This window comes from Phreatobacter sp. GW821-FHT04C01 (genome assembly GCF_059420385.1).
This window is the reverse complement of record NZ_JBWKTP010000003.1, coordinates 724,977-745,699: the sequence shown is the minus strand read 5'-3', so window position 1 is coordinate 745,699 and position 20,723 is coordinate 724,977. Positions and strand designations below refer to the sequence as shown.

Genomic DNA, 20,723 nt, shown 5'->3' with positions numbered 1-20,723 from the left:
CGCGAAGAAGCGCTAAAGTCCAATCGTCTTGCGCGCCCTGGCGCTGACCTTGGCCTGGAGGAACGGGGTCCAGCCGATGAGCAGCCCGGGCAGGCCGAGCGCCTGACGCGACCAGCGCCAGAAACTGAACACGTCCTTGTGGCTGATGATCAGGCCGTCCCGGCACACCAGCGTGCCGGTGACGTTGTTGACCACCGGCCGGCCGGTCTGGCTGAACGTATAGCCGGCGGTCCAGGCGACGCGCGCCGTCGTCTCGTCCGCCGCCTCGATCGTGTAGGAGACGGCGAGATCCGTGGACCGCCCGAGCAGCAGCCGCCACATGATGCGGGTGCGCGCGGCATCGAGGCGGCCGAAGACCGCGTCCTCGAACGTCGCGTCATCGGCATAAAGCGCGCCCATCGCCTTGGCATCGCGGGCCGCGAAGGCCTCGTAGAATGCTTCCGCGATGTCTCGCGGCGACGTGCCTGGCATCATGCCCTCCCCCGGTTTCCGGCAAACCTCATCCAGAACCGGGCAGCGGGCAAGCACGATCTGGCGGCATCGCGCGCTTCGCTCACTTGACCGCGACGCCCTCGACCCCTTAACCCCCAAGGCCATGACGAGCACCATTGCCTTGCCGCCGAGCCTCGACGGCCTTTCCGCCATTGCCAGCCAGTACGATCTCGTCCTGTCGGACGTCTGGGGCGTCCTGCATAACGGCATGAAGGCGCATCCGGCCGCCGCCGCCGCCCTGATGGCAGTGCGTCGCCAGGGCGTGCCGGTGGTGCTGATCTCGAACGCGCCGCGGCAGAGCCCGGTGGTGGTCGGCCAGCTGGACCGCCTGGGCATTCCGCGCGCGGCCTATGACGCGGTGGTCACCTCGGGCGACGTGTCGCGCGACTATATCCGCACCCGGCCGGGCGAGCCGGTGCATCATGTCGGGCCCAAGCGCGACCTGGTGCTGTTCGAGGATATCGGCACCCGCCTCGTCGACATCGAGGATGCCGCCTATGTGGTCTGCACCGGCCTGACCGACGACCGCAACGAGACGCCCGAGGATTACGACGAGCGGCTCGAGCGCATGCGCGCCCGCAACCTGTTCTTCGTCTGCGGCAATCCGGACAAGGTCGTGGAGGTCGGCGACAGCCTGATCTATTGCGCCGGCGCGATCGGCGACCGCTATCAGGCCATGGGCGGCGAGGTGCTTTATGCCGGCAAACCGTTCGAGCCGGCCTATGAGGCCTGTTTCGACTTTGCCCAGCGGATCACCGGCAGGCCGGCCGACCGCAACCGTGTCCTGGCGATCGGCGACGCCATGCGCACCGACGTGGCCGGCGCCGCGCGGATGGGGCTGGATTGCCTGTTCCTGGCCGAGGGCATTCACGCCGAGATGCTGCTCGGCCCGGACGGCCTGAAACCCGAGGGCCTCGCCGCCCTGCTGGCCGAGACCGGCCTGCATCCACGCTATGTCATGCCCAGGCTGAGCTGGTGAGCGCCTGACCGCGGGCAACCCGCCCCGGGTCTATTTGAACAGGGCGTCGATGGTGTCCTGGTTGGTCGCGGCGGGCAGCGGCTTGTCGAACAGGGCATCGACGTCGCCCTGGCCGACGCCTTCGCCGTCCAGCTGCGGACCGTGCAGGATGTTCTGCAGCTTGCGCTCCTCGCGCTGGCGCTCGGCATCGGTCATGTAGCCTTCGGCGTCCGCCGCGTTGATCGCTTCGGCGAAACGCGAGACGCGCGCCTCGATGTGTTTCAGCGTCTCGACCACCTTGGCGACCCGCTGGCCGGTGATGTCCTGGAACGAGCAGGCCTCGAAGATCAGCATCATCCGGTCATCGACGATGGTCTTGTAGGCCGCCGGGTCGGACATGTCCGCCGCCATGACCTCTTCGGCCGCGCTCATGATCGTGTCGGTCGCCTTTTCGGTCGCCTTGACGATGGCGTCGAGCTCGAGGCCGGCGGCGGGAATGCGGCTCTGTTTGAGATCGTTCGGCTGCAGCCGGCCGATCTCCGCCTTCATATTGGTGATGAAGGCCGCGATATCGGACAATTCCCGGTAGACCGACATATCGATCGAGCGGAAGAAGCTGGAAAGCGATTCGACCGTCACTTCGGCCAGGCCGACGACGTCGGCCAGGGAGACGTCGCGCTCGCGCTTGGCGCGAACAAACTCGACGATCCGGTCCAGATGCTCGGTGGAAACGCTCTTCATGGCATTACCCATTCCTTGGGGCCGGGCGGTGGCGATGGCCCGATCGGCGCAAGCCGTCACGGCTCGCCGCGCGCCGGAGGCGGAACATGCGGGGATGCCTCGCGGCCGTCAGTCGGCGAAGACCGCGTCGATCTTGGCTTTCAGGGTCTGGGCGTTGAACGGCTTGACGATGTAATTGTTCACGCCGGCCTTCTTGGCGGCGATGACGTTTTCGGTCTTGGATTCGGCGGTCACCATGATGAACGGCGTGCGCGCCAGGAAGCCGTCGGCCCGGACCTCCTTGAGCAGCTCGTAACCGGTCATCGGCTCCATGTTCCAGTCGGAGATGACCAGGCCGTATTTCTTCTCCTTCATCTTCGCCAGCGCGGCCGAGCCATCCGACGCGTCGTCGATGTCGTCGAAGCCGAGCTGCTTCAGAAGATTGCGGATGATACGGATCATCGTGTTGTAATCGTCGACCACGAGGATCGGCATCGAGAGATCAACAGCCATCTAACCTGCTCCAAGGCCGCGACGATGCTGGTAGCCCCGTCGGAATGTCGTGGAAGCCCAGTCGAGCGAGGCTTCTTGCCCGGAAAACTAGAGATCAGCGTTGAAGAAGCGGTTAACGGGACGGTATTCGGCTGGTGAAAAGCGGCGCCTTTCAGGCGCGGCGCGCGGCAGATTTTCTTAAGGTTACAGATTGGTTGGACCGGATTCCGCCAGGGCGCTCGCGCCATCAGGGCTTCCGCGATAGACTGCCGCCTTCGTCGGAGCCGCCGCATGACCTATTACCAAGAGCAATCGCCATTCTCGACCGGGCTGCGCTGCCGCTGCCCGCGCTGCGGCGAAGGTGCGCTGTTCGACGGCTTCCTGACGCCCAAGGCCCAGTGCAGCGCCTGCGGGCTCGACTATTCCTTCGCCGACGCCGGCGACGGCCCGGCGGTCTTCGTCATTCTCATCGCCGGCTTCCTGATCTGCGGATTGGCCCTGTTCGTCGAGTTTCGCTACCAGCCGCCATTCTGGCTGCATGCCCTGCTCTGGGGGCCGCTGATCCTGATCGCGACGCTCGGCCTGCTGCGGCCGATGAAGGGCGTGATGATCGCTCTCCAATATGTCAACAAGGCCCATGAGGGACGGCTCGACAACCAGTGACCGAGCCTTTACGCGCAAGCCCCATGACCGCCTCCCGCCTCCGTCCGCTTCTCGTTCCGGGCCTTTTCACCTTCGCGGCACTTGCCGTGCTGATCGGGCTCGGCTCCTGGCAGCTCTCGCGGCTCGCCTGGAAATCCGGCCTGATCGCCCAGGTCGAGGCCCGCGCGCATGGCTCGCCCGCGGCCTTGCCGCCGCCGGCGGCATGGCCCGCCATGACCGCCGATGCCGACGAATACCGGCGCGTCTCGATCACCGGCTCGTTCCGCCATGAGGCCGAGGCCTATGTCTACACGCTGGCGGGCGACAGCGAACGGCCCGGCCAGGCCGGACGCCCGCAGGGCCAGGGCTATCTGGTGCTGACGCCACTGGTGACCGCCGACGGCACCACGGTGCTGGTCAATCGCGGCTTCGTGCCGACCGACCGGCGCGATCCCGCGACCCGTGCCGCGGGACAGGTGACCGGGCCGGTCACGATCACCGGCCTCCTGCGCTTTCCCGAGCCGCGCGGCTGGTTCGCCGCCCCCGACGACCTGACGCGCCGGCTGTTCTACACCCGCGACACGCCCCTGATCATCCGGACCCTCGGGCTCGACGCCGGCCGCACCGCCCCGTTCTCGATCGATGCCGACGCCATGGCCGTGCCGGGCGGCCTGCCGCAGGGCGGCGAGACACGCCTGGTCTTTCCGAACAAGCATTTCGAATATGCCCTGACCTGGTTCGGGCTGGCGCTGACCCTGATCGGCGTGTTCGTGGCTTTCGCCATCCAGAAATGGCGCGGCACCGCCTGAGCGGCGGCGGCGCCCGTCCCGGCGTCTTTGTACGCCGCTTATGCGGCGGCCCCCGAATCCGAATGGCGGCCTGACGGTGCCGGCTCCTACATCCATGGCGACCGAAGGAGGTCGACATGGTTTCGATGGTTCACGAGCCCCGGCGGCTACGCCCGCACATCCCCGCCCGCGTGGAATTGCCGATCCGTCCGATTGCGTCGGCGACGCGGCGGGTCCTCGGCTTCGCATTGCTCGCCGGCTGCCTGGCGCTGCCGCTCATCGCGGCACTTGCGCTGCGTGCCTATGTCTTCGTGCTGCGTTGAGGCCGACCGACATGCCCCAATCCATCGCCCGCTCCCGCCCGCCCCAGGCGCATCTCTTCGTCGTTGGTCCGTCCTCCCATGGCCTGTGGACGGCGCGCGACCTCGACGGCAGCGCCGAGGGCGTCTTCCGGACCCGCAAGGATGCCATCCGCTTCGCCCTTGCCGAGGGTGGCCATGACAATGTCGTCACCCTCAGCGCCGAGCCGATCGAACCGTCCTTCATGCGGGGGACGTCCTGAGCGCCGCCGCGGCCGTCGCGGCCGAGCCCCGCCGGCCCGGATGCGACGAGCAGCAGCTCTGGGCCGAAGTCTTCGCGGCTTTCGTCGAGGCGACGCTGCCGCTCATTCGCGACTACCTGGCGCGCGGCGTCGGCCATCACGCCATTATCGCCAACTTGCTCAATGCCAGGGGCATTCCCTGTTTCGGCCACGCGCGCTGGACGGCGACCGACATTCGCATGGTCCTGAGCCATGGCGCGTGCCGGGCGCCGGACTAGCCGGCCGCCACCAGGCGGTCTCAGACCGCGGTGGCGGGCGGCGGCGTGACGGTCGCCGGCGTGACGCTGGTGCTCGCCTGGACCGCCTGGATCGGCTGAACGGCGTTGGCGTGATGATGCTGGCGACGGGTGCCGGTGCTGCTGGTGGGCTGGCCGCTGCCGAACTGCTCCTGGATGCTCAGGAGCGCGGCGCGGGCCGCCGTCTTCTGGGCCGAGAAGGCGGAGGCCTCTTCCTTCGAGATATTGCCGTCGCCATTGGTGTCCATCGCCTTGAACAGATTGCGGCGCGCGCTGGACGAATTGGCCGAACCGGCACCGTCCGACGGGGTGCCGGTGGCGGATTCTGCCGAGCCGGGCTGCAGATTTTGCCCAGAGACCATGAACTCGGCCTGCGAGATCTGGCCGTCCTTGTTGGTGTCGAGCCGCTCGAACATGCGGTCGAGCTTCTTGGAACCCCCTGAATTGCCTGAGGAACCGGCGGAATTCGCCGCAGAACCGATGCTATTTCCCGCGCCGGCCATCAGGCCGAGTGCCAGTCCGTACATGACCGCTCCCTTGGGATCGTCCGTGGTAATGGGACGAGCCTCGCAGGATATGTGCCAGCGCCAGGCGCTGGGCCGATATGGTCAGAATCCGATCGGCCGGCCGACAGCCACCACCAGGAGCCTCGGGTCGCCGAGGAGGCGTTTCGCCACCCGGCGGACGTCCTCGATCGTCACCGCCTCGATCAGGCCGTTGCGCCGGTCGAGATAGTCGGGCCCGAAACCGTCGAGCTGGATGCGAATCAGGTTGGAAGCGATGGCGTTCGAGGTCTCGAAACGCAGCGCCCAGGAGCCGACGAGATAACGCTTGGCCTGATCGAGCTCGGCCTCGGTCGGGCCGTCCGCGCCCATGCGCGCCAGCTCCGCCTCGATGACGGCCAGGCTCTCGGCGGCCCGGTCGTTGCGTGTCGAGGTCCCGCCGGTCATGAGGCCCGCCGCGTCGAGCGCGGCAAGACCCGAGGAGATCGAATAGGCCAGCCCACGCTTCTCCCGGACCTCGGTATAGAGCCTCGACGACAGGGAGCCGCCGCCGAGAATGTGGTTCATCACGAAAGCCGGAATGAAGTCGGGGTCGCTGCGCTTCAGGCCGGCGAGGCCGAACGAAATAACCGTTTGCGGCACGTCGAGCGCGATCACCCGGCGCTCGCCGCCGGCCGCCATGGTCACCTCCGGCACCGGCGTCAGGTCGGCCTTGGCCGGCAGGCCGGCGAAGACATCGTCGAGCACCACCGCCAGGGCTTCCGGCGTGATGTCGCCGACGACGGCGATCTTCAGATATTGCCGCGAAACGACCCGCCGGTGCATGGCGACCAGCTCGTCGCGGGTGATCGCCTGGACGCTCTCGGTCGTGCCCATGGTGCGATGGCCATAGGGGTGTCCGGGGAAAGCGGTCGCCCAGAAGGTCTCGGCCGCGATGGCATTGGCATTGGTCGAGGCGCGCCGGATATTGGCCAGCACGGATTGCCGGATGCGCTCCATCGGCGCGCCGTCGAAGCGCGGCCGGCTGAGCGCCAGCTTGAGCAGCGCGAAGGCTTCACCCTGGTGCTCGCTCAACATCCTGACCGCGCCGGACAAGGTGTCGCGCCCCGCCGAGAACGACATCTCGATCGCCCGGTCCTCGAGCCGCTTGCTGAACGCCTCGCCGTCCAGATCGCCGGCGCCCTCGTCGAGCAGCGCCGCCATCAGGCTGGCCGTGCCCGGCCGGCCGGGCGGGTCCTGCGCCGCGCCGCCACGCATGGAGAAATCCATCGCGATGATCGGCAGGTGGGTCTGCCGGACCAGCCAGGCTTCGATCCCGCCGGGCGAGATCACCCGCTCGATCCGGCTGGCGGCTTCGGCGGCGGGGGGAGCGGACAGGAGAGCGGCGGTCATGGCGAAAGCCCCCGACAGGAAACGGCGAAACGTAAGAAGCGAAGTCATCCGTTGTCCTGGCGCACGAGTTCAGCGGTCACCGCACGGTCCAGATCCAGCGCCCGTCCAGCGATCGCGTGGACATCGGCGACGGTGATCCTGCGCACCCGATTGGTCCAGTCCTGCAGGTCGGCGACGGTGGAGCCGCAGACCAGGGCGGCGCCGTACATGCGCGCCATCGAGGCCTGGCTGTCCTGGGAAAAGATCGAGTCGGCGATCAGGCGCGTCTTGGCGCGCGTGAGCTCCTCCTCGGTGAGGCCGTCGCGCACGAGCCGGCCGGTCACCTCGATCATCGCCGCCTCGAGGCGATCGAGCGACACGCCCGGACGCGGCGAGGCATAGACGCCGAAGCGGCCGTCGCCGAGCGCCGCGCCGGCGTAAAAGGCCCCGGCACCGGCGGCCAGGCCCTGGTCGGTGACCAGCGCCTTGAAGATCCGGCCGTTGGGGCTGCTGCCGGCCACCTGGCCGAGGATTTCGATGGCTTCCGCCTCGCCCGGCGCCGCCGTCGCATAAGACGGCACGATCACCGAATGGGTCATGCTGGGCTGGGCGACCCGCGCATCGGCGAGGCGCACCCGCTCGCGGGCGGCATGGACGGGCGCCGGCGGCCGCGACCGCGGCCTGATCGCCGGATTGGCGGCGACGCGGCCGTAACTCGCCTCGGCGAAGCGCAGGATCTCGTCGGCCGTGACGTCGCCGGCGACCACCAGGACGGCATTGTTCGGCGCGTAGTGGCGCCGGTAGAAAGCCAGCGCATCGTCCCGGTTCAACAGGCGGATCTCGCGCTCCCAGCCGATGACCGGCACGCCATAGGGATGGCCGCGCCACAGCGTGTTGGAGAACATTTCCGACAGCCGGGCGCCCGGATCATTGTCGGTGCGGCTCTTGCGCTCCTCCAGCACGACGTCGCGTTCGGGATCGACCACCGCGTCGGTCAGGACCAGGCCGGTCATGCGATCGGCCTCGAACTCCATCATGGTCGACAGGTGCTCGCGCGCGACGCGCTGGAAATAGCCGGTGTAGTCGTAGGACGTGAAGGCATTCTCGGTGCCGCCGACCGCGGTGACCGCCTTGGAGAAGGTGTCGCCGGGGGCCCGCGCCGTGCCCTTGAACATCAGATGCTCGAGGAAATGGGCGATGCCGGACTTGCCGGGCACTTCATCGGCGGAGCCGACCCGATACCAGATCATATGGGTGACCACCGGTACCCGGTGATCGGGGATGGCGATGACCTCGAGGCCGTTCGGCAGAACGTGGCGGACCACCCGTTCGATCGGCACGGCGCCCGCCGCCAGTTGCGGCATCAAGGCGGGCAGCGAGCTCGCGGCAAGGGTCGAGGTGAAGGAGCGGCGCGTGATCGGCATGGGAAGGGTCACCGCGGATAAGAGGTCGGAACTCTAGATAGTATATTTTTTCATCAAGCGCGGCACGATGGCTAAAGCGTGATCACCGCCACCGGCAAGGCGGCGCCATTGGCCGGCCTTGCCTCGCCAGCAGCAAGCCTTACGCCACAAAACGAAGGGGCGGCCAAAGCCGCCCCTGTCCAAGATATCGAAGCCTTGCGCGTCGGCCGCGTCAATGGCCGCCGGCGCCCGTCGCAGCGCCCGCCGCGGCCCCGGCCCAGCCGTAGCCCCAGACATAGATGCAGGCGAACAGGAACAGCCAGACCACGTCGACGAAGTGCCAGTACCAGGCGGCCGCCTCGAAGCCGAAATGCTTTTCCGGCGTCAGATGCGTGTCCCGGTAGAGGCGCAGCACGCAGATCAGCAGGAAGATCGTGCCGATGATGACGTGGAAGCCGTGGAAGCCGGTCGCCATGAAGAAGGTGGCGCCGTAGATATGGCCGGAGAAGCCGAAATGGGCATGCGAATATTCGTAGGCCTGCAGCGTGGTGAACAGGGCGCCGAGCGCCACCGTGAACCACAGATACATCTTCGCGGTCTGCCGCTCGCCGGTGACGATATAGTGGTGGGCGGCGGTGACCGTGGTGCCCGAGAGCAGCAGCACCATGGTGCCAAGCAGCGGCAGGTGCAGCGGGTTGAAGGTCTCGATGCCCTTCGGCGGCCAATGTCCGCCGGTCAGCTCGGTGCGCAGGTACTGGTGCGTCTCGCCGGGAAACAGCGAGGCGTCGAAATAGGCCCAGAACCAGGCCACGAAGAACATCACCTCGGAGGCGATGAACATGATCATGCCGTAGCGCAGGTGCAGCGAGACGACCCGGGTATGATCGCCCTGCTGGCCTTCCTTGATCACGTCCGACCACCAGCCGAACATGGTGTAGAGCACGCCGATGAAGCCGGCGAAGAACAGCACCGGGCCGAGCTTCAGGCCGGCGAGCGGCATGGCCTTCATCCACATGATGAGGCCGACCGCCATGACGAAAGCCGACATCGAACCGATGAACGGCCATGGGCTCGGGGGCACGAGGTGATAGTCGTGATGCTTGGTATGGGCCTCGGCCATTGCTGGTCTCTCCGGTTTCCCTTGTCGGGGCTCGCGCCCGCTTGTCTCGTCTATGGTCAGTTCACCCGGACGGAGGTCGCCGCTCCGGCCACCGGCCGTGCTGCTTGCGCCTGTCGGAAGAAGGTATAGCTCAGCGTGATGGTGTTGACCGTGCGCCCTTCCGGATCGTCCGCGATGGCCGGATCGACGAAATAGACGACGCTGAATTCACGCGTTTCATGGGGGCCCAGCGTCTGCTCGGTGAAGCAGAAGCATTGCAGCTTGTTGAAGAAGCGGCCGGTGCCGAGCGGCGCGACATTGTAGCTCGCCATGCCGGTCACCGGCTGGTCCGACAGATTGGTGACCTTGTAGGCCATGGTATGGGTTTCGCCGGCCTTGACGGTCTGGCGCGGCGTCTCGGCCTGGAACCGCCAGGGCAGGCTCGGCGCCACATTGGCGTCGAAGCGCACGTCGATCGCGTGGTCGACGACGCGGTCGGCCGGGCGCTCGGCCACCATGGTGGCGCCGCCGAAGCCGGTCAGCCGGCAGAACATGTCGTAGAGCGGCACCATGGCGTAGGCCGCGCCGAACATGAACAGGCCGAAGCCGAGAGCGGCGCCGCCGACCTTCAGGTCGCGTGCCCAGCTCCGTTTGGCAGTCTCTTTGGTCGATGGTTCGCTCATGTCGCGCCTTACATCGGACGAATGAACATGGCCGGGCCCTTCACCAGGGTCACCGCCCAGAACAGCACGCAGAGCGCGGCAAGCGTCAGCGCGATGGCGACATTGCGCTGCCTGCGACGCTTCTTTTCCTCGTCGGTGAGGATGATCCCCGGCTCGCGGTCTTCACTGGCCATGACACGCCCCATTACAGATACCGGGCGATCAGGCCCTGCTCGACCAGGAGCACGGCGAAGAGCGCGAACAGGTAGATCAGCGAGAAGCCGAACAGCCGGCCGGCCGCCTTGCGGGCCGGCGCGCCCTCGCGCAGCCGATAGACTTCGATGGCTCCGACGAGCATGCCGAGGCCACCGGCGATGGCGGTGATCGCATAACCGATGCCGGCAAAGCCGAGGAACCAGGGCGCGACGCCGAGCGGCGCCAGCAGGATGGAATAGATCAGGATCTGCTTGCGGGTCTCGGCCTCACCGGACACCACCGGCAGCATCGGCACGCCGGCACGCGCGTAGTCGTCCGACTTGATGAGCGCGAGGGCCCAGAAATGCGGCGGCGTCCAGAAGAAGATGATCAGGAACAGCACCGTCGCCTCGAGCGACACGGTGCCGGTCACCGCGGCCCAGCCGATCATCGGCGGGAAGGCGCCGGCGGCGCCGCCGATGACGATGTTCTGCGGCGTCGAGCGCTTCAGCCACATCGTATAGACGACGACGTAGAAGAAGATGGTGAAGGCGAGCAGGCCGGCGGCCAGCCAGTTGGCGACCAGGCCGAGCACCAGCACGGAAAAGGCCGAAAGGATCAGCCCGAAGGCGAGCGCCTCGCTCAGCGAGACCCGGCCGGCGGGGATCGGACGCTTGGCGGTGCGCGTCATCAGCGCATCGATATCGGCGTCGTACCACATGTTGAGCGCGCCCGAGGCGCCGGCTCCGACCGCGATGCACAGGAGGCTGGCGGCGGCCAGCACCGGATGCAGCGAGCCAGGTGCCAGCACGATGCCGACCAGCGCGGTGAACACGACGAGCGACATCACGCGCGGCTTCAGCAGCGCAATGAAATCTCCCGGCGTCGCTTGGCTCACCATGGCCGCGCGGCTTGCTCCACTTGTATCGTCGACGAAAGCCAAAGCGTGCTCTTTACCCGTCTCGTGCCGGCTGCAGGTTGCATCCGGCCCTGTCAGATGATCTCGGAACGGCCTGCGCCGTCCGGGTGGTCAGGCAGCCCGGAGCATGAGCCCCGGGCTGCCGCTTGTCGATAAGCCGGTTCGCCCGATGGCGCTTACTTGATGCGCGGCAATTCTTCGAACTGGTGGAACGGCGGCGGCGAGGACAGCGTCCATTCGAGCGTCGTCGCACCCTCGCCCCACGGATTCTCGCCGGCCTTTTCCTTGCGGGAGAAAGCGAGCACGATACCGGTCAGGAAGATCAGCACGCCGACGCCGGCGATGTAGGAACCGATCGAGGAGACGAAGTTCCAGGTCGCGAAGGCATCGGGATAGTCGACATAGCGGCGCGGCATGCCCTGCAGGCCGAGGAAGTGCTGCGGGAAGAACACCAGGTTGACGCCGACGAAGGTGACCCAGAAGTGCAGCTTTCCGAGGAACTCGGAATACATGTAGCCGCTCATCTTGGGGAACCAGTAATACCAGGCCGCGAAGATGGCGAAGACGGCGCCGAGCGACAGCACGTAGTGGAAATGGGCCACCACGTAATAGGTGTCGTGCAGCGCGCGGTCGATGCCGGCATTGGCCAGCACCACGCCGGTGACGCCGCCCACGGTGAACAGGAAGATGAAGCCGATGGCCCAGAGCATGGGCGTCGTCACCCGGATCGAACCGCCCCACATGGTGGCGATCCAGGAGAAGATCTTCACGCCGGTCGGCACCGCGATGACCATGGTCGCGGCGACGAAATAGGCCTGCGTCGCGGTCGACAGACCGGCCGTGTACATGTGGTGGGCCCAGACGACGAAGCCGACGACACCGATCGCGACCATGGCATAGGCCATGCCGAGATAGCCGAAGACCGGCTTCTTGGAGAAGGTCGAGATGATGTGGCTGACGATGCCGAAGGCCGGCAGGATGAGGATATAGACCTCGGGGTGGCCGAAGAACCAGAACAGGTGCTGGAACAGGATCGGGTCGCCGCCGCCGGCCGGATCGAAGAAGGTCGTGCCGAAATTGCGGTCGGTCAGCAGCATGGTGATCGCGCCGGCGAGAACCGGGAGCGACAAGAGCAGCAGGAAGGCCGTGACCAGGATCGCCCAGGCGAACAGCGGCATCTTGTGCAGCGTCATGCCGGGGGCGCGCATGTTGAAGATGGTTGTGATGAAGTTGATGGCGCCGAGGATCGACGAGGCGCCGGCCAGGTGCAGCGACAGGATGACGAAGTCCATCGCCGGGCCCGGATGGCCGGAGACCGACAGCGGCGGGTAGATGGTCCAGCCGCCACCGAAACCGTGGGTGCCGGGCGCGCCTTCGACGAACAGCGAGATGAGCAGCAGTCCCAGTGCCGGCGGCAACAGCCAGAACGAGATGTTGTTCATGCGCGGGAAGGCCATGTCCGGCGCACCGATCATGATCGGCACGAACCAGTTGGCATAACCGCCGATCATCGCGGGCATGACCATGAAGAAGATCATGATCACGCCGTGGCCGGTGGTGAAGACGTTGAACGTCTGCGAATTGGTGAAGTACTGCATGCCCGGCTCCATGAGCTCGAGCCGGATGCCGATCGACAGCGCGAAGCCGAACAGGCCCGCGAGGATCGCGAACCCGAGATACATCGTGCCGATGTCCTTGTGGTTCGTCGAATAGACGTAGCGACGCCACCCGGTCGGATGGGCATGATCATCATGCGCGTGGTCGTCATGCGCGTGATCGGGGGACGCGTGAGCCTGAGCCATTAGTTCAAGTCCTCGACAGCTGGTGTCGGTTATGAATTCAGGAGCGGCGCGTCAGCGCGCCGCGGGAAGGTCGGTGGTGGCGGCGGCGACAGCGGTCGGCTGGTCGGCGGCGGCGAACTTCTTCTTGGCCTCTTCGAGCCAGGCCGCGAAAGCCTGTTCGGACACGACCCGGAAGGCGATCGGCATGAAGGCGTGGTCCTTGCCGCAGAGCTCCGAGCACTGGCCGTAGAAGATGCCCTCGCGGGTGGCCTGGAACCAAGTCTCGTTGAGCCGGCCCGGAACCGCGTCGACCTTGACGCCGAAGGACGGCAGCGCGAAGGCGTGGATCACGTCGGACGAGGTGACCTGAACCCGGATGACCTTGTTGACCGGCACGACCACTTCATTGTCGACGGCCAGCAGGCGCGGCACTTCCGACCGCGGCGTGCCCTTGGCGACGCGCTCGGCGATCTCCTGCTCGCTCTGCATGGTCGAGACGAAGCTGAAATTGCCGTTGTCGGGATATTCGTAGGACCATTTCCAGGTCGAGGCGATCGCCTTGACGGTCAGGTCCGAGCGCGGGATCGTCAGCTCCTGGTAGAGCAGGCGGAACGACGGCACCGCGATGATGATCAGGATAAACACCGGAATCACCGTCCAGGCGACCTCGAGGCCGACATGGTGGGTGGTCTTGGAGGCCACCGGATTGCGCTTCTCGCTGAACCGGTAGACGCACCACAGCAGCAGGCCCGCCACGAAGACGCAGATGATCACGATGATCGGCAGCAGGAAGGCGTTATGGAACCAGTGAATGAATTCCATGATCGGCGAGGCCGCGACCTGGAAGTTGATACCCCCCAGTTCGGGCTGGCCCAGACCCGGGGTTTGCGCCATGGCCGGACCAAGGGCGCCAAGCAGCGCGACGGCGCCGAGGAGCGCGATGGCTCCGCTCCGTCCCGCCGACGCGCCGTTCCGCATCGCCTCACGCATGTTCTTCCGCTCCATATCCTCGACCCGAACACATAACGTGATTTCGAGCCCGATCTTGTTCATCCGTTCGCGTCTTGCGCACCGCTCGGGTGCTGCCTCGCGGGCAAAGACCCTTCACTTCCCGGCCGGGCGCGCACCGTCAAGGGATACGCCGCACACTGTGAAAGGAGGGGCTTTCGGCCCCCTTGAAACACAAAAACGCCATGCTCGCAATGCGACCGATGGGGCCCTGTGCGGCGCCCCGATCACATCTAGCCTAAACTCGTTATAAACTCGACGACAGCATCATGAAATCCGCCCAAAGGCGACATTCACGGCCAAATCGGCATGACGCACGGGCATTTGGCTGTCAGCCTTGACAGGGTTACGGTGGGATGGTCCCTCCCTTGCCTGGAGAGGTCCGGCCGTCCGGCCGAGCGATTCGATCAGGCTTTCGCTCCAGCGAATTCCAACTCTTGGGAGCCCTACCAATGACCAAGCCGTTCTCGATCCGGCTGCCTGGGCGATCCGGCCTCGGACCGATGGCGATGGCGTTCGGCCTGTCGCTCGCGGCGCTGGTCGGCGTGTCCAGCGCCCCCGCGCGCGCCCAGGGCGCGGTCCGCACCACCCATGGCGACTGGCAGATCCGCTGCGACACGCCGCCCGGTTCGCGCGCCGAGCAATGCGCGCTGGTGCAGAACGTCGCGGCCGAGGACCGGCCCAACGTCGCCTTGACGATCATCGCGCTGAAGACCGCCGACGGACGCGCGCGGCTCCTGCGCGTGCTGGCGCCGCTCGGCGTGCTGCTGCCGTCGGGGCTCGGCTTGAAGATCGACAATGCCGATGTCGGGCGCGCCGGGTTCGTCCGCTGCCTGCCCTCGGGCTGTGTCGCCGAGGTGGTCATAGAGGACGCCCTGCTCAACCAGCTGTCGGCTGGCCAGACCGCCACCTTCATCATCTTCCAGACGCCGGAAGAGGGCATCGGCGTGCCGGTCTCGCTCAACGGCTTCAAGGACGGCTTCGCCGCCCTGCCCTGACCGGCTCGCGCCGGGGCGGCTGGCCGCCTACATATATAGAGACCATGGACGGGACCCGCCGGCAGGCGGCCCGCATTGCCCCGGAACGCCCCGATGACCGATCTCTCGCTGCTCGCCCGTGCAGACCTCGACGCCGCCGATGTCAAGGCGATCGTCGCCAAGGCGCTCGAGGGCGCCGATGACGGCGAACTGTTCCTGGAATATCGTCAGTCGGAGTCCCTGCTGTTCGACAACGGCCGGCTGAAACAAGCCGGGACCGACAATTCGCAAGGCTTCGGCCTGCGCGCGGTGAAGGGCGAGGCCATCGGCTATGCCCACTCCTCGGACGTTTCGGAAGCGGCGCTGAAGCGCGCCGCCGAAACCGTGCGCGCGGTCGCCGGCGGTTATTCCGGCACGCTCGCCGCCGCCCCCGGCCGCACCAATGTCCGTCTTTACGGCGACGAAAACCCGCTCGACGGACCGCCCTTCGCCGAAAAGGTCAAGCTGCTCGAAACGATCGACGCCTATGCCCGCGACCAGGAGCCGAGGGTGCGCCAGGTCACCGCCTCGCTCGCCGCGTCCTGGCAGGTGGTGGAGATCCTGCGCGCCGACGGCGGCCTTTATCGCGATATCCGGCCGCTGGTGCGGCTGAACGTCTCGGTGGTCGCCGGCTCCGGCGACCGGCAGGAGACCGGGTCGCATGGCCTCGGCGGACGCGCCGGCTATGCCGGGTTCATCACCGAGGGGCGCTGGAAGGACGCCTGCGACCAGGCGATCCGCCAGGCGCTGGTCAATCTGGACAGCGTTCCCTCGCCCGCCGGCGAAATGGACGTGGTGCTCGGTCCCGGCTGGCCGGGTGTGATGCTGCACGAAGCCGTCGGCCATGGCCTGGAAGGCGATTTCAACCGCAAGGGCACTTCGGCCTTTGCCGGGCTGATGGGCGAGATCGTCGCGGCCAAGGGCGTGACCGTCGTCGACGACGGCACCTTGTCGGGCCGGCGCGGCTCGATCTCGATCGACGACGAAGGCACCGCCTCCCACCGCACCGTGCTGATCGCCGACGGCGTGCTGGTCGGCTATATGCAGGATCGCCAGAACGCCCGGCTGATGGGCGTCGCGCCGACCGGCAACGGCCGGCGCGAGAGCTATGCCCATACGCCCATGCCGCGCATGACCAATACCTATATGCTGGGCGGCGAGCACACCAAGGACGAGATCATCGCCAGCGTGAAGAACGGCCTCTACGCGGTCAATTTCGGCGGCGGCCAGGTCGATATCACCTCGGGCAAATATGTGTTCGAATGCACCGAGGCCTATCGGATCGAAAACGGCAGGGTCGGCGCGCCGGTCAAGGGCGCCATGCTGATCGGTTCGGGCCCCGCGGACATGAAGCGGGTCAGCATGATCGGCGACGACATGGACCTCGACACCGGTATCGGCACCTGCGGCAAGGCCGGCCAATGGGTGCCCGTCGGCGTCGGCCAGCCGACCCTCAAGATGGAAAAGATCACGGTCGGCGGCACCGGCTGACGCCGGGGCCGGTGACCGGGCCCGCCCCGTCCCCGAGGCCGGCGCGGCACCCTCGGGATAACACCAGGGATGCCGATGCGCGGCGCGCCGCATAAGTTAGGGTCTGTCTTCTCCTTCCTTCCGAACATCGCGAGCGCATGGCCGTCGAACATTCTCCCACCGCCTTTGTCGTGCCGGCCGTGACCTTGCTCGCGGCCGCGGTTATCGCTGTTCCGCTGTTCCGCCGGCTACGGCTCGGCTCGATCCTCGGCTACCTCGCCGCCGGCCTCGCCATCGGACCGTTCGGCCTCAGGATCTTCTCCGACCCGGCGGCGATCCTGCACGTCGCCGAACTCGGCGTGGTGATGTTCCTGTTCATCATCGGCCTGGAGATGCGGCCGGCGCGGTTGTGGAGCCTCCGGCGGCAGATCTTCGGGCTCGGCGTGCTGCAGGTCAGCGTCTGCTCGGTGCTGCTGACCGCGGCGGGTATCGCCGGCGGCTTCCCGGTGGCGGTCTCCTTCGTCGCCGGCGCCGGCTTCGTGATGACCTCGACGGCCATCGTCATGCAGACCCTGGAGGAGCGCGGCGAGATCAACACCCCGACCGGCCAGAAGATGGTCTCCATCCTGCTGCTCGAGGATCTCGCCATCGTGCCGCTGCTGGCGCTGGTGGTGTTTCTGGCGCCGACGGTCTCCGGCGCGCCGGAAGGCGGCCTGGCCTCGCGGCTGATTCCCGTCGCCATCGGCATCGCGGCGATCGCCGGGCTGATCGTCGCCGGCCGCTATCTGCTCAACCCGTTCTTCCGGCTGCTCGCCAGCTACGGCGCCCGCGAGGTGATGACCGCGGCCGCCCTGCTGGTCGTCCTCGGTTCGGCGCTGGCGCTGCAGCTGGGCGGCCTGTCGATGGCGATGGGGGCGTTCCTGGCGGGCGTCCTGCTGTCGGAATCGACCTTCCGCCACCAGCTCGAAGCCGATGTCGAACCGTTCCGCGGCATCCTGCTCGGCCTGTTCTTCATGGCCGTCGGCATGTCGCTCAACCTGTCGGTCGTCATCGCCGAATGGCAGACGGTGGCGACCTATGTGGCGGCCTATATGCTGGCCAAGGCGGCCGGCATCTATGCCGTGGCGCGCCTGCTGAAATCCGACCACGCGGAAGCGCTCGAGCGCACCGTGATGATGGCCCAGGGTGGCGAATTCGCCTTCGTGCTCTATGCGGCGGCGAGCAGCGCCGGCCTGATCGACGCGAACGCCAATGCCGTCCTGACCGCCATCGTCATCATCTCGATGGTCTTGACGCCGCTCGCCCTGATGGCGCTCGGCGCCCTCACGACGGCGCCGTCCCAGTCGCTCGACGACGTCGAGATCGCCGAAGGCCTGTCGGGCGACGTGCTGCTGATCGGCTTCGGCCGGTTCGGCCAGGTGATTTCCCAGGCGCTGCTGTCGCAACGCGCCGAGGTGACCATCATCGACAACGACGTCGAGATGATCCAGGCCGCCGGCACTTTCGGTTTCCGCATCTATTACGGCGACGGCACCCGGCTCGACGTGCTGCGCGCCGCTGGTGCCGGCGCCGCCCGGCTGATCTGCGTCTGCGTCGACAAACGCGACGTCGCCGACAAGATCGTCGAGCTGGTGAAGGCCGAGTTCCCGCTGGCCAAGCTGTTCGTCCGCTCCTTCGACCGACAGCACACCCTGGCCCTGCGGGCCCAGGGTGTCGATTTCGAGACGCGCGAGGTGTTCGAAAGCGCCCTGGTGTTCGGTCAGGAGGCGCTGGTGGCGCTCGGCATCGAACCGGACCAGGCGGCCGAGGTCGTCGCCGACTTGCGCAAACGCGACGCGGCCCGCCTCGAACTGCAGCAGCATGACGGTATCCAGGCCGGCGCGCACCTGATGCATCCCCAGGTGACCCCGACGCCGCTGGTCGAGCCCGCCCGACGCGCCCGCGCGCTCAACGCCGAGGCCGAAGACGTGCTCACCGACGAGACGAGATTTTCCGGATGACCCTGGCGCCCCCGGCCAAATTCACCCAGGGCTCGACGATGCGCCACGTGATCGACATGACGGTCACCGGTGCCGTCGGCCTGATCGCGATCTTCGTGGTCGACCTGCTGAACCTGTTCTATATCGCCCGGCTCGGCGAACAGGAGCTGGCGGCGGCGATCGGCTATGCCGGCACCGTGCTGTTCTTCCTGACCTCCTTCGGCATCGGCCTGTCGATCGCCGGAACCGCCCTGGTCGCCCGGGCGCTGGGCGCCGGCGACCGCGAGCGGGCGCGCCGGCTCGGCACGTCGAGCCTGATCTTCATGGCCATCGGCATGACCGTGATCAGCCTCGGCCTGCTGCCGGTCTCGGGCGCCGTGCTCAGCCTGCTCGGTGCGACCGGACGGACGCATGCCATTGCCGACCGCTTCCTGTGGATGGTCGTGCCGGCGACCGGCTTTCTCGGCCTCGGCATGATGTATTCCAGCATCCTGCGCGCGGTCGGCGATGCCAAACGGGCCATGTGGGTGACGCTGGCCGGCGGCATCATCACGGCGATCGCCGATCCGATCCTGATCTTCCTGTGCGGGCTCGGCGTCGACGGCGCCGCCATCGCCTCGATCATCGCGCGCATGGCCATGATGGGGCTCGGCTATTACGCGGTGACCAAGGTGCATCGGCTGACCACCCGGCCGACGCTGGCCGGCACGCTCGCCGACGCCAAGCCGCTGGCGGCGATCGCGGTGCCGGCGGTGCTGACCAATCTCGCCACGCCGGTCGGCAACAGCGTCGTGACCGCCATGATCGCCCGCTACGGCGATGGCGCGGTCGCCGGCTGGGCGGTGGTCGGGCGGGTGGTGCCGGTGGCCTTCGGCGCCTTCTTCGCGCTGTCGGGCGCGGTCGGGCCGATCATGGGCCAGAATGTCGGCGCCCGGCTGTTCCCGCGCGTCCGCCAGACGCTCATCGACTCGCTGATCTTCATGAGCCTCTATGGTGTCGTCGTCTGGCTGATCCTGCTGATCATGACGCCTTATGTGGTCAAGGCCTTCGACGCGACCGGCACGGCGGCCGCGGTGATCAGCTTCTTCTGCGTCTACGCCTCGCTCGCCTGGGCGTTCAACGGCGCGGTTTTCGTCGGCAATGCCGCTTTCAACAATCTCGGCTTCCCGACCTATTCCACGGCGCTCAACTGGGCGCGGGCGACACTCGGCACCATTCCCTTCGCCATGCTCGGCGCCTGGCTCGGCGGCCCGTCCCATGGGGCGGAAGGCATTATCGCGGGCCAATCGATCGGCGGCATCGTGTTCGGCATCATCTCGGTGCTGATATGCTTCAAGGTGATCGACCGCAGCGCCGCCAGGCCGGTCGAGGATCCGCCGGTTCCCGTCGGCCCGCCGACCGCGCAGTCGCCCTTCACCTCGGGCAAGGGCGCAACCGCCGGCCAGTGACGATCCCGCGAGGGCATGATTAGATAGCCGCACGGCCCGAGGAATCGGCTGCCCGGGGGAGCGCTGCCATGTTCAATCTCGCCGACATCCTGGCCCAGGCCCAGGGCAAGCAGAGCTTCGACGCCATCATCCGGCAATTCGGCTGGTCGCCGGATCAGGCCCAGTCGGCGATGACGGCGCTGCTGCCGGCCTTCACCATGGGCATGAACCGGGCGACCCAGTCGCCGACCGGCATGGCCGACCTGTTCGGCCTGTTCACCAGCGGGCCGAATTACGCGCAGATGTTCGACAATCCAATGGCCGCCGCGCCCGCCATGATGAGCGCGGGCCAGGACGTCCTCGGCAAGCTGTTCGGCTCCCCCGACCTGACCCAGGCGATCGCCCAGCAGGCCGCCGCGGTCAGCGGCATCGGCCAGGAGATGATGAAGCAGGTCATGCCGGTCATGGCCTCGATGATCATGGGCGGGCTGCTGAAGGGCGCCATGGACGGCCAGAACCCGCTCGGCGCGATCCTCGCCGGCAGCCTCGGCCAGATGATGCCGAAGATGATGCCGGGCGCGGCGAGCGACCCGGTCAGCGGCATGATGGGCGCCTTCACCAATGCCATTGGCGGCCTGATCGGCGGCAAGCCGCAGCAGGCGGGATCCGGCTTGCCGGGGTTCGACCAGTTGATGGCGCTCGCCAAGCAGTTGCAGGCGGCCAACCCCTTGCTCAACGGCGCAATGGCGGCGGGCTCCGCCGCGGCCCCATCCGAGTCCTCGGGACCGCGCACCCTCGGCCAGCAGGCGGCCGATACCTGGACCGCGACCATGGGGCGCCTGTTCGAGAACGGCCGCGACATGCAGGACCAGCAATTGGCGCAGCTCGAGCAGTTGTTCGAGCAATTTAAACCCAAACCGAAGGCCTGACCGGCGGCGGCTGGCCCGGCCGGCTCGCGCGG

The 20,723-nt window shown here is 67.2% G+C and carries 22 protein-coding genes; 10 read left to right on the top strand and 12 right to left on the bottom strand.

Going from position 1 to position 20,723, the window contains the following annotated elements:
• Positions 1–12 precede the first annotated feature (12 nt).
• Positions 13–471 (bottom strand): nuclear transport factor 2 family protein, encoded by a 459-nt coding sequence (locus tag AC07WJ_RS15215; RefSeq protein WP_494935421.1) that lies wholly within the window; start codon positions 469–471, stop codon positions 13–15.
• Between the two features lie 124 nt (positions 472–595).
• On the opposite strand from AC07WJ_RS15215, the gene AC07WJ_RS15210 reads away from it, so the two are divergent.
• Positions 596–1,471: a TIGR01459 family HAD-type hydrolase gene (locus tag AC07WJ_RS15210; RefSeq protein WP_494935420.1), complete on the top strand. Its 876-nt coding sequence runs from the start codon at positions 596–598 to the stop codon at positions 1,469–1,471.
• 30 nt (positions 1,472–1,501) lie between these two features.
• Here the strand turns inward: AC07WJ_RS15210 and AC07WJ_RS15205 are convergent, their stop codons facing one another.
• Both AC07WJ_RS15205 and AC07WJ_RS15200 read right to left on the bottom strand, forming a co-directional pair.
• A complete protein-coding gene (locus tag AC07WJ_RS15205; protein WP_494935419.1) occupies positions 1,502–2,191 on the bottom strand; it encodes a protein phosphatase CheZ in 690 nt (229 codons plus the stop codon).
• A 108-nt stretch (positions 2,192–2,299) separates the two neighbouring features.
• Positions 2,300–2,683, bottom strand: coding sequence for a response regulator (locus AC07WJ_RS15200; RefSeq protein ID WP_494935418.1), 384 nt, complete (start codon positions 2,681–2,683; stop codon positions 2,300–2,302).
• Positions 2,684–2,953: 270 nt separating this feature from the next.
• Here AC07WJ_RS15200 and AC07WJ_RS15195 point away from each other — a divergent pair, with 270 nt between their 5' ends.
• The 4 genes from AC07WJ_RS15195 to AC07WJ_RS15180 all read left to right on the top strand — a co-directional run bounded on the left by AC07WJ_RS15195 (position 2,954) and on the right by AC07WJ_RS15180 (position 4,654).
• Complete coding sequence (locus tag AC07WJ_RS15195; RefSeq protein WP_494935417.1) at positions 2,954–3,325, top strand: DUF983 domain-containing protein; 372 nt, start codon at positions 2,954–2,956, stop codon at positions 3,323–3,325.
• A gap of 23 nt (positions 3,326–3,348) precedes the next feature.
• Positions 3,349–4,113: an SURF1 family protein gene (locus tag AC07WJ_RS15190; RefSeq protein ID WP_494935416.1), complete on the top strand. Its 765-nt coding sequence runs from the start codon at positions 3,349–3,351 to the stop codon at positions 4,111–4,113.
• A 116-nt stretch (positions 4,114–4,229) separates the two neighbouring features.
• Positions 4,230–4,415, top strand: a complete 186-nt coding sequence (locus tag AC07WJ_RS15185; protein WP_494935415.1) for a hypothetical protein — start codon at positions 4,230–4,232, stop codon at positions 4,413–4,415.
• 11 nt (positions 4,416–4,426) lie between these two features.
• A complete protein-coding gene (locus AC07WJ_RS15180; RefSeq protein WP_494935414.1) occupies positions 4,427–4,654 on the top strand; it encodes a hypothetical protein in 228 nt (75 codons plus the stop codon).
• Positions 4,655–4,931: 277 nt separating this feature from the next.
• On the opposite strand, the gene AC07WJ_RS15175 is transcribed toward AC07WJ_RS15180, so the two are convergent.
• The 9 genes from AC07WJ_RS15175 to coxB form a co-directional block, all read right to left on the bottom strand.
• Positions 4,932–5,456 (bottom strand): EF-hand domain-containing protein, encoded by a 525-nt coding sequence (locus AC07WJ_RS15175; RefSeq protein ID WP_494935413.1) that lies wholly within the window; start codon positions 5,454–5,456, stop codon positions 4,932–4,934.
• A gap of 81 nt (positions 5,457–5,537) precedes the next feature.
• Entirely contained in the window at positions 5,538–6,872 is a 1,335-nt protein-coding gene (locus AC07WJ_RS15170) for a M16 family metallopeptidase (protein ID WP_494935412.1), read from the bottom strand.
• The gene (locus tag AC07WJ_RS15165; RefSeq protein ID WP_494935411.1) at positions 6,869–8,227 is read right to left on the bottom strand and encodes a M16 family metallopeptidase; all 1,359 of its coding nucleotides are present in this window, start codon (positions 8,225–8,227) and stop codon (positions 6,869–6,871) included. The genes AC07WJ_RS15170 and AC07WJ_RS15165 overlap by 4 nt, the downstream gene beginning before the upstream one ends.
• Before the next feature lie 211 nt (positions 8,228–8,438).
• Positions 8,439–9,326, bottom strand: coding sequence for a cytochrome c oxidase subunit 3 (locus AC07WJ_RS15160; RefSeq protein ID WP_494935410.1), 888 nt, complete (start codon positions 9,324–9,326; stop codon positions 8,439–8,441).
• Positions 9,327–9,382: 56 nt separating this feature from the next.
• On the bottom strand, positions 9,383–9,988 hold the full coding sequence (locus AC07WJ_RS15155) for a cytochrome c oxidase assembly protein (RefSeq protein WP_494935409.1): 606 nt from the start codon (positions 9,986–9,988) through the stop codon (positions 9,383–9,385).
• 8 nt (positions 9,989–9,996) lie between these two features.
• On the bottom strand, positions 9,997–10,161 hold the full coding sequence (locus AC07WJ_RS15150) for a cytochrome c oxidase system small membrane protein (protein WP_494935408.1): 165 nt from the start codon (positions 10,159–10,161) through the stop codon (positions 9,997–9,999).
• A gap of 11 nt (positions 10,162–10,172) precedes the next feature.
• Positions 10,173–11,063, bottom strand: a complete 891-nt coding sequence (locus AC07WJ_RS15145; protein WP_494935407.1) for a heme o synthase — start codon at positions 11,061–11,063, stop codon at positions 10,173–10,175.
• Positions 11,064–11,257: 194 nt separating this feature from the next.
• Positions 11,258–12,883 (bottom strand): cytochrome c oxidase subunit I, encoded by a 1,626-nt coding sequence (gene ctaD, locus AC07WJ_RS15140; protein ID WP_494935406.1) that lies wholly within the window; start codon positions 12,881–12,883, stop codon positions 11,258–11,260.
• Between the two features lie 51 nt (positions 12,884–12,934).
• A complete protein-coding gene (gene coxB / locus AC07WJ_RS15135; protein WP_494935405.1) occupies positions 12,935–13,852 on the bottom strand; it encodes a cytochrome c oxidase subunit II in 918 nt (305 codons plus the stop codon).
• A 470-nt stretch (positions 13,853–14,322) separates the two neighbouring features.
• Here coxB and AC07WJ_RS15130 point away from each other — a divergent pair, with 470 nt between their 5' ends.
• The 5 genes from AC07WJ_RS15130 (at position 14,323) to AC07WJ_RS15110 (ending at position 20,691) form a co-directional block, all read left to right on the top strand.
• Positions 14,323–14,868, top strand: a complete 546-nt coding sequence (locus AC07WJ_RS15130; protein ID WP_494935404.1) for an invasion associated locus B family protein — start codon at positions 14,323–14,325, stop codon at positions 14,866–14,868.
• Positions 14,869–14,961: 93 nt separating this feature from the next.
• Positions 14,962–16,377, top strand: coding sequence for a metalloprotease TldD (tldD, locus tag AC07WJ_RS15125; protein WP_494935403.1), 1,416 nt, complete (start codon positions 14,962–14,964; stop codon positions 16,375–16,377).
• A gap of 137 nt (positions 16,378–16,514) precedes the next feature.
• Positions 16,515–18,356, top strand: a complete 1,842-nt coding sequence (locus AC07WJ_RS15120) for a monovalent cation:proton antiporter-2 (CPA2) family protein (protein ID WP_494935402.1) — start codon at positions 16,515–16,517, stop codon at positions 18,354–18,356.
• Positions 18,353–19,783 (top strand): MATE family efflux transporter, encoded by a 1,431-nt coding sequence (locus AC07WJ_RS15115; RefSeq protein ID WP_494935401.1) that lies wholly within the window; start codon positions 18,353–18,355, stop codon positions 19,781–19,783. The genes AC07WJ_RS15120 and AC07WJ_RS15115 overlap by 4 nt, the downstream gene beginning before the upstream one ends.
• A 68-nt stretch (positions 19,784–19,851) precedes the next feature.
• Positions 19,852–20,691, top strand: coding sequence for a DUF937 domain-containing protein (locus tag AC07WJ_RS15110; protein WP_494935400.1), 840 nt, complete (start codon positions 19,852–19,854; stop codon positions 20,689–20,691).
• Positions 20,692–20,723: the final 32 nt, after the last annotated feature.